This is a genomic window from Corallococcus terminator (genome assembly GCF_003611635.1).
Taxonomy (GTDB): Bacteria; Myxococcota; Myxococcia; order Myxococcales; family Myxococcaceae; genus Corallococcus; species Corallococcus terminator.
On the sequence record NZ_RAVZ01000014.1, the window covers coordinates 1 to 13,421 of the forward strand.

General features: G+C 70.2%; 13 protein-coding genes. 6 read left to right on the plus strand and 7 right to left on the minus strand.

The window, feature by feature from the left end; genetic code table 11:
* Positions 1-819: NAD(P)H-binding protein (locus tag D7V88_RS03735; RefSeq protein ID WP_120539207.1), on the plus strand; the 819-nt coding region annotated here is incomplete at its 5' end.
* A 137-nt stretch (positions 820-956) separates the two neighbouring features.
* Positions 957-2,441, plus strand: a complete 1,485-nt coding sequence (locus D7V88_RS03740; protein WP_147448600.1) for a glycosyltransferase family protein — start codon at positions 957-959, stop codon at positions 2,439-2,441.
* Positions 2,442-2,465: 24 nt separating this feature from the next.
* Here the strand turns inward: D7V88_RS03740 and D7V88_RS03745 are convergent, their stop codons facing one another.
* From D7V88_RS03745 to D7V88_RS03760, 4 genes are read right to left on the minus strand one after another with little or no spacing between them, the layout of a single operon-like run.
* A complete protein-coding gene (locus tag D7V88_RS03745) occupies positions 2,466-3,317 on the minus strand; it encodes an ATP-grasp domain-containing protein (RefSeq protein WP_120539209.1) in 852 nt (283 codons plus the stop codon).
* A 47-nt stretch (positions 3,318-3,364) separates the two neighbouring features.
* Positions 3,365-4,315, minus strand: a complete 951-nt coding sequence (locus D7V88_RS03750) for a DMT family transporter (protein ID WP_120539210.1) — start codon at positions 4,313-4,315, stop codon at positions 3,365-3,367.
* Complete coding sequence (queG, locus tag D7V88_RS03755) at positions 4,288-5,307, minus strand: tRNA epoxyqueuosine(34) reductase QueG (protein ID WP_120539211.1); 1,020 nt, start codon at positions 5,305-5,307, stop codon at positions 4,288-4,290. Before queG ends, D7V88_RS03750 begins: the two co-directional genes overlap by 28 nt.
* Positions 5,308-5,309: 2 nt before the next feature.
* Positions 5,310-5,870: a cob(I)yrinic acid a,c-diamide adenosyltransferase gene (locus tag D7V88_RS03760; protein ID WP_120539212.1), complete on the minus strand. Its 561-nt coding sequence runs from the start codon at positions 5,868-5,870 to the stop codon at positions 5,310-5,312.
* Between the two features lie 94 nt (positions 5,871-5,964).
* Here D7V88_RS03760 and D7V88_RS03765 point away from each other — a divergent pair, with 94 nt between their 5' ends.
* The 4 genes from D7V88_RS03765 to D7V88_RS03780 all read left to right on the plus strand — a co-directional run bounded on the left by D7V88_RS03765 (position 5,965) and on the right by D7V88_RS03780 (position 10,032).
* Positions 5,965-6,759, plus strand: coding sequence for a thymidylate synthase (locus tag D7V88_RS03765; protein WP_120539213.1), 795 nt, complete (start codon positions 5,965-5,967; stop codon positions 6,757-6,759).
* A complete protein-coding gene (locus D7V88_RS03770) occupies positions 6,756-7,244 on the plus strand; it encodes a dihydrofolate reductase (protein ID WP_120539214.1) in 489 nt (162 codons plus the stop codon). The genes D7V88_RS03765 and D7V88_RS03770 overlap by 4 nt, the downstream gene beginning before the upstream one ends.
* A gap of 155 nt (positions 7,245-7,399) precedes the next feature.
* Entirely contained in the window at positions 7,400-9,274 is a 1,875-nt protein-coding gene (locus tag D7V88_RS03775; RefSeq protein WP_120539215.1) for a cytochrome c/FTR1 family iron permease, read from the plus strand.
* Positions 9,275-9,285: 11 nt separating this feature from the next.
* Positions 9,286-10,032, plus strand: coding sequence for a GlsB/YeaQ/YmgE family stress response membrane protein (locus D7V88_RS03780; protein WP_120539216.1), 747 nt, complete (start codon positions 9,286-9,288; stop codon positions 10,030-10,032).
* Between the two features lie 7 nt (positions 10,033-10,039).
* Here the strand turns inward: D7V88_RS03780 and D7V88_RS03785 are convergent, their stop codons facing one another.
* Genes D7V88_RS03785 through D7V88_RS03795 form a run of 3 tightly spaced genes read right to left on the minus strand, consistent with a single transcriptional unit; the run spans position 10,040 to position 13,357 of the window.
* Positions 10,040-10,483 (minus strand): hypothetical protein, encoded by a 444-nt coding sequence (locus D7V88_RS03785; protein ID WP_147448601.1) that lies wholly within the window; start codon positions 10,481-10,483, stop codon positions 10,040-10,042.
* Positions 10,484-10,517: 34 nt separating this feature from the next.
* Positions 10,518-12,050 (minus strand): MBL fold metallo-hydrolase, encoded by a 1,533-nt coding sequence (locus tag D7V88_RS03790; protein WP_120539218.1) that lies wholly within the window; start codon positions 12,048-12,050, stop codon positions 10,518-10,520.
* A 14-nt stretch (positions 12,051-12,064) separates the two neighbouring features.
* Entirely contained in the window at positions 12,065-13,357 is a 1,293-nt protein-coding gene (locus D7V88_RS03795) for an HD domain-containing protein (RefSeq protein WP_120539219.1), read from the minus strand.
* Positions 13,358-13,421 lie beyond the last annotated feature (64 nt).

Below are 13,421 nucleotides of genomic sequence, written 5' to 3' on the forward strand. Positions count from 1 at the left end.
CGCGTCCCGGTGGACCGGGTCGCCGTCAGTGTCCGCGACGTGCAGAAGGCCCAGGAGCTGGCGGCACGCGGCGTCCGGGTGCGAAGAGGCGACTTCACGGATCCGAAGAGCCTGGAGCACGCCTTCGAGGGTGCGTCCCAGGTGCTGATCATCTCGTCGAATGCGAGCGCGTATGGCGGCGATCCCCTCGCCCAACATCTCGCCGCCATCGACGCCGCACGGGCCGCGGGCGCCCGGCGCATCGTCTATACGAGCCACATGGCCGCAAGCCATTCGTCGGCGTTTCCCCCGATGCTCGACCACGCGGCGACGGAGCAGATGCTGGGCGAGTCCGGTCTGGCGTGGACCTCGCTTCGCAACGGGTTCTACGCGGAGAGCGCGACGTTCCTGCTCGGCAAGGGCCTGAAGACGGGAGTCTTCGAAGCACCCGCGGATGGCAAGGTCTCCTGGACCACGCACGCGGACCTCGCGGAGGCGGCAGCGGTGATCCTTGCGAACGAGGGTCGGTACGACGGGCCGACACCGCCGCTCACGGCGGAGCAGGCGCTCGACTTCGGAGCCCTGTGCGACATCGCGTCGAGCATCCTCGGACGCCCGCTCCGTCGAAGCACCGTGTCGGAGGACGCGATGCGCGCGCAGCTCGTGGCCTTCGGCATGCCCGCGCATGTCGTCGCCATCTCGCTCGGCCTCTACCGCGCGAGCCGCGACGGCGAATTCGCGGCCACCGATTCCACGCTGCGGAAGTTGCTCGGGCGCGCGCCGACGGGCATGCGCGAGGTGCTGGCCGAGCAGTTGGGCCGAACGGCTGACGGCACCTGACGAAGGTCAGGGCATCAGGTGCTGTCCGAGGGCCTGGAGGTCCTGGCCCCCCAGCCCGACCCCAGCCAGCGGTTCGCCATCGCGCGGGCCTCTTCCATCCGTGTCCCGCCTACGAGCGTGTGGCAGAGTCCCACCGCTTGCATGCCTTCACGTTCGCACGTCGGTTCCGCGCCTGGCATCTCGTGCTCGGGGCCTTGTTTGTCTACACGCTTGTCTGCGTCTGGACCGCCTTCCGGGGCGGGCTGTTCGGGTTCCACGATCTCGGCCTGCTGAACGACCTGTTCGCGAACGCGGTGCACCACGGTCGTCCCTTCTGGGTGACGGACGCGGACCTCAACCACCTCACCATCCACTTCACGCCGACGCTGCTGCTGCTCACGCCGCTGTTCCTGCTGAGTGACTCGCAGTTCCTGTTCGTCGTACTGGGGCTGGTGGCGCTGTATGGGGCCGTGGCGCTCCAGGTCTGGTGCTTCGAGCGCATGTTCGAGGAGCGGGAGTTGCTTCCCGCCACGTGGCGGCCCTGGGCCAGCGTCGCCTTCGCGCTGTACCTGGGGCTCAATCCCTTCGTGAAGACGGTCGCGCTCTCCGCGCACTTCGAGGTGTTCTTCCAACTGGGCGCCACGGCGGTGCTCGTGCTCCTGCTCCGGGGGGCGCGGATGCGGTGGGTCGTGCCCATCGCACTGCTCACGCTGGGCGTGCGTCCGGATGGAGGTCTGTTCCTCGCCTTCCAGTCCGCGGCGTTGCTGCTGCTGCCGGCCGTGGCCCGTCCGCCGCGCGCGCTGCTCACGCGCAGGGCACTCGCGGTGTCCGTGCTGTCCCTCGGCTACCTCGCGCTCTGTGTCGCGGTGGTGCTGCCAGCGCTCGGGACGCCCTCGGGCACCCGGTTCTGGTCGCACTACGGCAGCACCTGGGGACAGGTGGCCCTCACCGCCCTGGGCGACCCTGGACGGGTGGTGCACGACGTGTCCACCAGCGGGCTGGTGGCCTTCCAGCGAAGCTTCCTGTGGATCCAGTTGCTCGCACCCGCGGCCACGCTCCTCAGCACCCTTCCGGGCACCTTCTTCTTCATGGCGGACGCGACGGACAAGCGCCTGCTCTGGTTCTACAACTCCGCCTTCCTGCTGCCCGGGCTGGGCGTGTGCGCGGCGGCGGGCTTCGGCCAACTCATCGTGCTCTGGAGGGGCGTGGTCGCGCGCGGGTGGGTTCCCTCCCGGGCCGCGATGGCGCCCGCGTTGCTGCTCGCCGGGTTCGCGCTCATCCAGGTCACGCGCTTCGACCGCACCGTGGGCGCCCCGCGCCTGCGTCCCATGCCTCCGGTGGATGAGGCCTTCCGCCAGGCCTTCGCGCGCCATGTCGAACCCTGTGCTTCACGGCGGGGGGTGGCCACGGACTTCCACTCGGTCGTCTTCGTGCCCAACGACCACGACCGCTTCCTCCTCCACCACTACGAGCGGGCCCAGGTCGTGCTCGTTCCCCCGCGCGTGGACTCCCTCATGCTGGGGGCCGCCTCACGGGAGGCGTTCCTCGACACGCTCGTGCGCGACTCACGGTTCGAGGAGGTGGCGGATCCAGGAGCGGTCCGCGTCTTCGTCCGGACGGATGCGCGCGGCTGCGGTTCCTGACGCGGTTGCCCGGGGCGGGTGGAATCAGCCCGTGCGCTCCTGCTCCAGGTCCAGCACGCGCTGCCAGAGCGCGAAGGGTGACACGCCGACGTAGCCGCTCTCCTGGCCGTCGTTGCACTCGATGACAATCCACCGGCCGGACTGCTCCTGGGCCACATCGACGACGAGGAACGGGAGCGCCACCCGGCGCGCCGCCTCACCCGCGAGCGCCAGGGCGTCGTGCTCCTCGCGGGGCGTCAGCGTGTACGGCGTCCCCTGCCACCAGTACGGGCCCCAGCCCACCAACTGCTGACGCCACCAGAAGGTCCTGAACTCGAACGAGCGCGGCAGCGCGTCCGCGCCCTGCGTGTCGTCCACCCTGCGCAAGGGCCGCAGCTCGCGGCACACCACCTGTTGCCAGTGCAGGATGGGGTCCTGGGCGTAGGCCTCCATCGCCTGACGGAAGGCGTCCGGGCCCTCGATGATGGAGAGCGACTTGCGATGGCGGCTCGTCTGCCGCGCCCCCTTGAGGAACACCGGCCAGCCCACGCGGCGCTCCACCGTGTCCGCGTCCGGAGGGGCGTCGAACCAGACGCTGCGCGGCGTCAGGTCCTCCAGGAGCGGATACCAGTGCGGCAGCTCCGTCGCGCGCTGGTGCTGCTCCGGCGAGTGGATCAACCGCAGGCCCTGCGCCTCCAGCTCCCGGTAGCGCTCCACGTAGTCCGGCCAGGCACCCGCGCGCGCGACGACGTCGATGGGTGCTTCGGGCAGGACATAAGGCCTGCGGCAGGCGAAGAACCGGTCGAAGGCGAAGTCGTAGATGCCCGTCCCCGTCTGGGCGGTGAGCAGCCACAGCCGGTCCTCGACCTTCAGCAGATCCTCGCCCGCTCTCAACATGGACGTGAGCGTGCGGCCCCTTCCCGCTCCGCGTCAACGCGGGCCCTTCAGCCCGCGCGCACCACCACCGGAGGAGGCTTCACCGGCGCGGCCTGCGTCAGCCGCACACCCACGAGCACCAGCGCGCCGCCCAGCGCGAGCTCCCAGTGCAGGGCTTCGTCCAGGAAGGCCCAGGCCGCGAGCGCCGTCGCGGCCGGTTGCAGGTTGGAGAAGATGGCCACCTTCGACGCCGGCACCTTCGACAGCGCGTAGTACCAGAGCAGGTACGCCACCACCGACGTCATCAACCCCAGGTACACGATGGAGGCCTTCGCCGCGAAGCTCGCGGCCCACACCTGACCAGGCTCCAGCACGAACGGGATGAGCGGCAGTTGCAACGCCGTCGCCACCGTCATCGTCCACGCCGTGGCGCGCAGCGCTCCGTGTTCGGCGGCCAGCGGTCTGCCCTCCGTCGTGTAGATGACCCACGCCACCACCGCCATGAGGATGAGCAGGTCGCCCTGGACAGAGCCCTGCGCGCTCGCAAGCCCCCGACCCAAGAGCAACACCACCACGCCCACCAGCGCGGTGAGGATGCCCGCCGTCGCCCGCCGGGATGCCCGCTCGCGGCCCAGCACGAGGCTGGCCACGTACACGCCCAACGGCGTCAGCGCGTAGAGCAGCGCCGCGTGCGCCGACGTGGAGCGCGACAGCCCGGAGAAGAACAGCGTCTGGTTCACCGGCCCGCCCATCAGGCCCAGCAGGGCCACCCGCTTCCACGCCGAGCGCGGTGGCAGCTTCGGCCCCGGCGTCAGCGCGAGCAGCAGCGTGAACGCGACGCCGCACACGAGGAAGCGCCACAGCACCACGGTGAACGGCGACAGCTCCGTCATCGCGCGCTTGGCCGCCAGGTACGTGCCCGCGCTGATCAGCACCTGCAACGCCAGCGCCGAGTACACCCGCCCGAGCGGCGGAGCGACGGCCCCCGGTGTCACGACTCCAGTTGGAGAAGCGCCCATTTCGCGGCGCTGCGTACCAGTTCGCTGGAATCGTCGCTGAGTTTTTCGAGCAGCGGCCGGACGTCCGCCTGCCGTGCCACGCCCAGCGCATAGACAGCGTTGCGCCTCAAACCGTCATAGCGCGCACGGGCCAGCGCCGTGCCGGGGATGAGTTCCTTGTATTGCTCGGGTGTCAGCGCCGCCAGCTCCGCCGTGCCCAGCGACGCCACCGCGCGGGGCGTGAAGCGCACGTCCTCCGCGTGCACCGGCTTGCGGTTGAGCGGGCACACCTGCTGGCAGATGTCGCAACCGAAGATGAGGTTGTCGAACTTGAACCGGAACGCCTCCGGCACGTCGCGGTCGCGGTTCTCGATGGTCTGGTACGACAGGCACGCCCGGGCATCCACCTGCCGGTTGCCCACCAGCGCGCCCGTGGGACACGCCATCAGACACCGTCGGCAGGAACCGCAGCGGTCCGCCACGGGGCCAGGCGGATATTCGTCCACCGCCGCGTCCAGGATGAGCGTGGCCAGCAGCACCCACGAGCCGTGGGATTCGGTAATGAGGCAGCCGTTCTTGCCCACGTACCCCAGGCCCCCTCGTGCGGCCCAGACCTTCTCCATCATGGGCCCGCTGTCCACACCGCCGTAGGTGCCCAGCCCCGGGTACCATTCGTTGATCGTCTTGCGGAACGCCTTCATCCGGTCGCGCAGCGTGGAGTGGTAGTCCCGGCCTCGCGCGTACCGTGCGATGGGAGAGCCCTGCGACGGCGCGTCATCCCGGTAGTAGTTGTTGGCGAAGGACAGCACCGTCTTCGCGCCCGGCAGCAGCACCGACACGTCCAGCCGCTCCTCCGCGCGCGACCCCATCCAGTCCATGTCCGCGTCGTAGCCGGCCTCCAGCCACGACAGCAGCGACGACGGGGGAATGGGCTCCGCTCGAGCGAAGCCGATGAGGTCGAAGCCCACCTGCTGGGCGAGGTCCCGGAGCCGGGCGGTGGGCAGCGGGGTCACGGCTACTTCGAGGGCTTCTCGGGGATCCACTTCACGTCGGGCAGGCCGACGCGGAAGTTCACCAGCCGCGCCACGACGAAGAGCAGGTCCGACAGGCGGTTCAGGTACATGGCCACCGCGGGCGGGGCCTTGTCCTCGCGCAGCAGCGTCACGACCCGGCGCTCGGCCCGGCGGCACACCGTGCGCGACAGGTGCAGCGCCGCCGCCGCGGGCGCCCCCCCCGGGAGGATGAAGTGCGTCATCTTCGGCAGCTCCTCCTCGTACCGGTCGATGTGGCGCTCCATCTCCTCCACCCACTCCGGCTTCAGCTCCGGAATGTGCGCCGCGGCCTTGGTGTGCGGCGGCGTGGCCAGCACCGCGCCCACGGTGAAGAGCTGGTCCTGGAGTCGATGCAGGAGGTGGTCCAGGTCCGCGGGCAGCGGGAAGGTCCGCGCGAGGCCCAGCGTGGCGTTGAGCTCGTCCACCTCGCCGTAGGCGTCCACCAGCGCGTCGTCCTTCGACACACGGCCGCCACCGAACAGGCCCGTCTCTCCCGCATCGCCGGTCTTCGTGTAGATCTTCATTCCACCCTCATAACGGTGCTTCACACCCGACACTACCCAACCGGCGCAGAGCAGGAGGTTGATCTGGAGCCTGCACCCAATCCATAAGGGGCGCATGCAGCAATACCTGAGTCTGCTGGACCATGTCCTGCACCACGGTACGAAGAAAAGTGACCGGACCGGCACGGGGACCCTGAGCCTCTTCGGCCATCAGCTCCGCTTCGACCTCGCCCAGGGCTTTCCCCTGGTGACGACGAAGAAGCTGCACGTGAAGTCCATCCTCCATGAGCTGCTGTGGATGCTCCGGGGGGACACGAGCGTGCGCTCGCTCCAGGAGCAAGGCGTCACCATCTGGGACGAGTGGGCCAACGCGGACGGCAGCCTGGGCCCCGTCTACGGCCACCAGTGGCGCTCGTGGAGCACGCCGGACGGCACGCCCGTGGACCAGATGCGGCAGTTGGTGGAGGGACTCAAGAAGAACCCGGACTCGCGCCGCCACCTGGTGAGCGCGTGGAACGTGGCGGACCTGCCCGCCATGAAGCTGCCCCCCTGCCACGTGATGTTCCAGTTCTACGTGGCCGACGGCCGCCTCTCCTGCCAGCTCTACCAGCGCAGCGCGGACATCTTCCTGGGGCTGCCCTTCAACATCGCGTCGTACGCGCTGCTGACGATGATGGTCGCGCAGGCCACCGGCCTCGTCGCGCATGAATTCATCCACACGCTGGGCGACGCGCACCTGTACCTGAACCACGTGGAGCAGGCGAAGGAGCAACTGAAGCGCGAGCCCCGCGCCCTGCCGCGCATGCGCATCAACCCAGACGTGAAGGACCTGTTCGCCTTCCGCTACGAGGACTTCACGCTGGAAGGCTACGACCCGCACCCCGCCATCAAGGCGCCCGTGGCTGTATGACCCAGCGCCTGTCCGCCATCGTCGCCATGGCGGCGAACCGCACCATCGGCCTGGGCAACACCCTGCCCTGGCGCCTGCCGCAGGACCTGGCCCGCTTCAAGCGCCTGACGATGGGCCACACCCTCGTCATGGGCCGCAAGACGTACGAGTCCATCGGAAGGCCCCTGCCCGGCCGCACCACCGTGGTCCTCACCCGACAGCCGGACTGGGCCGCCCCTCCCGGCGTCCAGGTGGCTCACTCCGTGGACGAAGCCCTGGAGAAGGCCCAGGCGGACAGCGAGGTCTTCATCGCGGGCGGCGCGGACCTCTACGAACAGACGGCGGACCGGTGGCACCGGCTCTACCTCACCCGCATCGCGCGCGACTTCCCCGGCGACGCCTTCTTCCCGCCCGTGGACCTGTCCACGTGGAGGCTCGTGGAGGAGGAATCCCACCCGGAGACGGACCTCCCCTTCGGTTTCCTCACCTACGAGCGCCAGGGATAGCCCCCATTCCCGGGACTGCGGCATCGACCTCCAGTCGCAACGCGTGTTCACGGGAAGTATCGAGCTCCCAGCCCCCGTGTTCACCGAAGGGGCGCTGTATCCTGATATTGATTCTCAGAATTGAATGACCCTGGGGGCGTTGGTAGAAGTCGGACGTGAATCGCGCCGCCTCCGTCACGCTGTGCCTGCTGCTCGCGCTGTCCTCCACCGTCCGGGCCGAAGCGCCCGCGTCCGACGAGGGGCGCACCTGGCACCGGCTGGTGGGCATCCTCCAGTACCTCCAGGCGGACTACCCGGCGGCGGTGTCGTCGCGCTCGGAGTTCGAGCTGACGGAGCAGAAGAGCTTCGCGGCGGAGGCGCTGGACGCGGCGAAGGACCTGGGCCCGGCGGCGGCCACCTTCGTGCCGAAGGTGCAGGCCATCCAGGCGCGCGTGGACCAGTCCATCGATCCCGAAGGCGTGAGCCGCGACTGCGGTGAGCTGGTGGAGAGCCTGGTGCTCGCGGGAGGCCTCGCGCGCAGTCCCCGCAAGACGCCGGACCTGGAGCACGGCGCGAAGCTGTTCCAGGCGAACTGCGCGGCCTGCCACGGCGTGGACGGCAAGGCGGCGGTGGCCATCGCGGCCAACATGGAGCCCGCTCCGGCGAACTTCCAGGACCCGGAGCTGATGGAGGATGGCCTGACGCCCTACAAGGCGTTCAACACCACCAGCTTCGGCGTGCCCGGCACCGCGATGCCGGCCTACCCCACCCTCTCCGAGGACGACCGCTGGTCGCTCGCCTTCTTCGTCTTCACGCTGCGCCAGCCGCCGTGCCAGGGCGAGCCGCCGCGCGCCTCGCTGGAGCGACTGGCCACCGCCACCGACGCGGAGCTGGCGAAGGAGTACGGCGCGGACAAGGTCGCGTGCCTGCGCCGGAACATGCCGGACGAAGACGAGGAGAAGGCCCTGCTCGCCGCGCGGCAGTCGGTGGGCAACGCGATGCGCATGGCCGCCGCGGGCGACTACGCCAGCGCGAAGACGGAGCTGCTGGACGCGTACCTCAACGGCCTGGAGCCAGTGGAGCCCAAGCTGCGCGGACGCGACCCGGTCCTCACCCAGAAGCTGGAGGAGGCCTTCATGCAGGCGCGGCTCGCCGCCGAGCGCAAGAGCCCGCACCTCCAGGACGAGGGACGGGAGCTGCTGTCGCTGCTGGACCAGGCGCGCAAGACGAACGGCAGCACGACGGACATGCTGTCCGTGGCGTGGCTGACGCTGCTCATCCTGCTGCGCGAGGGCTTCGAGGCGACCATCATCGTCACGGCGCTGCTGGCGGCGCTCAAGAAGATGAAGGCCATGGACCAGGTGCGCGTGGTGCACGCGGGCTGGGTGTCCGCGCTCATCGTCGGCGCGCTGGCGTACGTGCTGGGCCGCAAGCTGCTGGCCGGCGCGCAGCGTGAGTGGCTGGAGGGCGTCACCGCGCTCGTCGCCGTGGGCATGCTGCTGTACGCGGCGCTGTGGCTCAACGCGCGCGCCAACGTGAGCCACTTCATGGGAGAGCTTCGCCAGCGCATGCAGGGCGCGCTGGGTCGGGGCAGCACCCTCGGCCTGTTCGCCATCGCCTTCACGTCCGTGCTGCGTGAGAGCTTCGAGACGGCCATCTTCCTGCAAGGGCTCGCGGTGGACTCCGCCGCGGGCGTGGTGTGGGGCGTGGTGGCGGGCATCGCGGCGCTGGCGGTGATGGTGCTCTTCATCAACCGCATGGGCTACCGGCTGCCCATGAAGGCGCTCTTCAACCTCTCCACCGTGGTGATGGTGGTGACGGCGGTGATGTTGCTGGGCAAGGGCATCCATTCGTTGCAGGAGGTGGGCGCGCTGCCGCTGGTGCCGGTGCGCTTCTTCACCGTGGACATGCTGGGCCTGTACCCGGATGCCCTGTCGTTGGTGCCGCAGGTGTTGCTGGCCGTGGCGCCGCTGGTCTACCGGGCCGTGCGCCGCCGGGCACGCGTGGAGGCAGCCGGGGACGGGGCGACGCAGCCGCCGCCCTTGCGGTAGCGTGGAACGTGGTGAAGCGCTCCCCCCTGTACCTACCCCTCGCCCTGCTGCTCGTGTCGGGCCTGGCCTCCGCCCAGGAGGCCCCCGCCGAGCCGGCCACGGCTCCCACCGGGAGCCTCACGCCGCCCCCCCTGGTGGGCGCGGCGGAGGAGGACGTACCGCCGCCACCCGACATCACCTCCCAGGGGGATGTCTCCTCCGGGGCGCGTCCGTCCGTCACCGCCGGGGCCCTGCCGGACGCGCGTCCTCCGCCGTCGAAGGACCCCGTGCCGCGCGTGGCGGTGGAAGTCTTGGGAGGCGCGTCGGGCGGCGTCGTGGGCGCCACCGTGCTGGGCTCCTTCGGGTACCTGTTGGGCTCCGCCACGGTGGGGTGTGACGAGTGCCTGGTGATGGCCGTCGCGGGCGCGGCGGCCGGGGCGCTCATCGGCATCCCGGTGGGCACGTACGCGGGCGGCCGGTTCATGAACGGGCGTGGAAGGCTGGGCCCCACGGTGGCCGGCAGCATGGTGGGCTGGGGCGCGACGCTGCTGGGCATCTCGCTGGTGAACAGCGGCGGCTCCGACGCGCCTCCCGCCGTGAACGCCGCGCTCTTCATCCTCCCGGTGGTGGGCGCGAGCGTGGGCTACGAGCTGACGCACAGCAGCGCCATGCGCGTGGAGGAAGCTTCGCGGCAGTCCCGCTCGCAGGGAGTGACGCTGATGCCTGTCGCCACCTACGGCGCGAAGGGCCCGCACCTGGGCCTGCTGGGCAGTTTCTAGGACCGCGTCAGGAGGCATCCGGAGGGGGATGCCCTCGCGCGAGCGCCTTCTTCAGCGCGTCCAGCAGCTCCGGGAGACGGGCCATCAGGCCCTCGAAGTTCTCGTCGGTGAAGGCCAGCGGCGTGTGCTCCTTGAAGCGTTCGGGGAGCGGGATGAGCTCCAACTCGGCATGGGAGCTGGGAGTTCCCCACGTGACGCTCGCGTCGGCGAGGATTGGCGCCCGGTCCAGATGGGCAAGGCCCAGGCACAGCGCGATGCCAGAGGTCCCGTCGGGCAGCGCGTGCTTCAGCTCGCAGTCGATGCCGATGTCGTGGCCCTGATACCGGGTGAGGCTCCCCGTGGAGGAGTCCCAGACCGTCACCTCGACGTCGGGGTGACTTCTCCGGAGCTGCTCCGCGCACGCCTCCAACAGCGGCTTTGCCCGGAGGCGGAGTGTTGAAACCGGATCCATGCATCACCTCGGAGGTGTTCCGCTTCGGGAGGCTTCAGGCACCCACGCGGAACCAACTGAAAGACTCCTCGCGCACGCGCCCCTCCGCCACCAGCTTCTCCAGCGTGGCCAGGGCGCTGCGCTCCGCCACCGGATGCAGGAGCGGCGGAGTGTCCGCGTAGGCCGTCGCCACCACCTCCGCCAGCGTGGCCCCCGTCTCGGGCACCGCCTCCAGGATGATGGCCTCGCGCTGGGCGCGGTGGTGCAGGTACTCGTCCAGCTTTCGCGGGCCGTCCGGCACCGGCGCGCCGTGCGCGGGGTACAGCGTGGTGACGGGCCAGTCGCGCAGCCGCCGCAACTGCCCCAGGTAGTCCACCATGTTGCCCTCGGGCGGATCGATGACGATGGAGCCCACGCTCGCCACCATGTCCCCCACCACCGCCGCCTTGCTGCGCGAGTCCACCAGACACACGTGGCCCTGCGCATGTCCCGGCGTGTGCAACACGCGCCAGCGCTGCGGCAGCGGGCCTCCCAGCTCCAGCACCTCGCCATCCTCCAGGAGCCGCTCCGCCTGGAAGTCCAGCCGGTCCGCCGTCCGCGCGTGGCACCAGAGCGGAATCCCCAGCCGCTCCTTCACCGCGAGCGCCCCACCCACGTGGTCGCCGTGGTGGTGGGTGAGCACCACCGCCACCGGCCGCATCCCTTCCGATTTCAGGCTGGCCACCAGCGACAGGAGCTTCGCGTACTGCTTCACGTCCGACGAGCCCGGATCCACGATGAGCAGGTCGCCCGTGCCCAGCACGTACGCGTTGGTGTGCGTTGCGGGGGGCAGCGTGGGCGTCTCCAGCGCCACCACGCGCACGCCGCGCTGGAACTCGATGCGCTGGGCCACATAGCCCGGGCAGTACGGCGGCGTGTTCAGCCGCGCTCTCGCCTCCGCTTCGTCCTTGAACTCCGACAGCACCTGCAACGCGTGCTGCGCGGGCGGGTGCAGGAGCGCCGTGCCGTCACTCCAGCGCGACAGCGCGTCCTCCGGGCGGATCCACGCGCCCTCGGACAGCTCCCCGGGGACGATGCTCGCGGTCGCCGTCTCCGGCAGCTCCACCAGGTAGAAGCGCGTGTCGAAGCGCACCGGAATCGAAGGCGGGGTGATCCACCGACCCGCGGGCTTCAGGTCGTCCGCGCGCAGCAAGAGCGAGTGGCGCGACAGCCACTCGCTCCACTTCACAGAACCTGCGAGCAGCGCGGTCCGGGCCTCCGCCAGCGCCTCCGGGGCGAGCGCCCGAGCGCCCTCCGCCACCAGCACGCCCGCCTCCTCGAACAATTCGCGCGCCGCCGCCGAACGCAGCGCGGCCTCTTCGCCCTGCGCGCCCTGCACGGGGACGCCCGCGTCGTCGCGGTCCAGCTTCCCGCCGGGGAACGCGTAGAAGCCGCCGGCGAAGGCCAGCGCCCGTTCGCGCTTCACCCAGAACACCTCCACGCCCACGCCATCGCGCGCGCGGCGGTAGAGGATGACCACCGAGGAGGCCCGGGGTTCGACAGGGGCATGGGGCGCGAAGAGGCCCATGCCGGGAAGGGGCTCGCTCATGGTTGCACCATCCTTCAGGACTCCGTCGTCTGGCCGAGCAGCCGGCCCATCATCTCGCGCGCCCGCTCCGCCTGGTCCGGCCGGACATAGAGCCGCGTCAGTCGCACCGCGCCACTGTAGCGCTGGTACAGCGGCGTGTACCGCGCCACCTCCGTGAGCCGGCCCGTGGAGACATCCAGGATGAACAGGCCCGGGTTGCCCCCGGCCGCCCCCACGTACTTGCTGAGCGCGCCCTTGGACTGCACGGTGTAGTGCTCGAAGCCCTCGCTGGTGAGCGCGCTGTTGAGCACCTCCAGGTCGTAGCCCATGTCCCGTTCGGTGAACTGCGCCAGCAGCTTGAAGCCCTGCCGGCGGCTGATGCGCTCCGCCCACCGGTTCTTGGAGCGGCGCAGCGTGTACCAGAGCGCCGCGTCGTCACAGAGCAGGAAGGCCTCCGGATCCGCCGGAATCTCGAACTCGCCGGGCGTCTCCTCGTAGTACCGGCGCAGCATGTGGTCGAAGTTCACCGACGTGTGGTGCAGGTACACCGACACGAACATGTGGTAGCGGCTGAGCAGGAAGTCCTCGAACGCGAACGCCGCCGCGCGCGACAGGGCCAGCACCGCCTTGCCGTCCTTCACCGCCGGGTTCAGGTTGGAGACGATCCAATCCAGGTCGTACCGGCCGTAGTTCACGCCCGTGTAGAACGAGTCGCGCAAGAGGTAGTCCATCCGGTCCGCGTCCAGCTCCCCGGAGACGATGGCGCGCAAGAGCGGCGTCCAGTCCACGCCCTTGTGGGTGAAGCCCGGGTCCTTGGGCGGCTTCGCGCCGGAGATGAGCGCCACCGTCGCCATGGGGGTGATGCCCCGGGGGCTGAACTCGCGCTGGATGACCTCCGTCAGGGAGCTGTCCAGGATGAGCTTGGCGGTGAAGTCCTCGTGGTTCGCCTGCTCCCCCTCCGCCACCGAATCCAGCCAGCCGGGCAGCCGCAGCAGCGACCGCCGGGGCGCGATGCGCTCCGACGCATGCGACAGCGGCATGTGCCCCAGGTCATGACACAGCACCGCCAATCGCACGGCTTCGCAGAAATGTTCACGCACATCGTCCGGCAGGTCGGACCGGCTGGCGACGGCGCCGAAGACGCGCGAGGCGACGAACATGGCGCCCAGGCTGTGGGCGTGGCGGGTGTGGGTGGCACCCGGGAAGGCCATGTCGCCGAAGCCCAACTGCCGCACGTAGCGCAGGCGCTGGTAGAAGCGGCTGTCGATGACGGCCTTCTCCGAGTCGCTCACCGGGATGACGCCGTGGATGGGGTCGCGAATCCGCATGTCGTCCTTGCCGGGCTTCTGGGATCCCGGACCTCCTCCAGGCGGTCGCCCACCTTGGAGGTCA

Bases quoted from the DNA above. Each gene is read 5' to 3' on its own strand.
- D7V88_RS03785 (WP_147448601.1), bottom strand. From the start codon at position 10,483: ATGGATCCGGTTTCAACACTCCGCCTCCGGGCAAAGCCGCTGTTGGAG.
- D7V88_RS03760 (WP_120539212.1), bottom strand. From the start codon at position 5,870: ATGAAGATCTACACGAAGACCGGCGATGCGGGAGAGACGGGCCTGTTC.
- D7V88_RS03770 (WP_120539214.1), top strand. From the start codon at position 6,756: ATGACCCAGCGCCTGTCCGCCATCGTCGCCATGGCGGCGAACCGCACC.
- D7V88_RS03790 (WP_120539218.1), bottom strand. From the start codon at position 12,050: ATGAGCGAGCCCCTTCCCGGCATGGGCCTCTTCGCGCCCCATGCCCCT.
- D7V88_RS03750 (WP_120539210.1), bottom strand. From the start codon at position 4,315: ATGGGCGCTTCTCCAACTGGAGTCGTGACACCGGGGGCCGTCGCTCCG.
- D7V88_RS03795 (WP_120539219.1), bottom strand. From the start codon at position 13,357: ATGCGGATTCGCGACCCCATCCACGGCGTCATCCCGGTGAGCGACTCG.
- D7V88_RS03765 (WP_120539213.1), top strand. From the start codon at position 5,965: ATGCAGCAATACCTGAGTCTGCTGGACCATGTCCTGCACCACGGTACG.
- D7V88_RS03745 (WP_120539209.1), bottom strand. From the start codon at position 3,317: ATGTTGAGAGCGGGCGAGGATCTGCTGAAGGTCGAGGACCGGCTGTGG.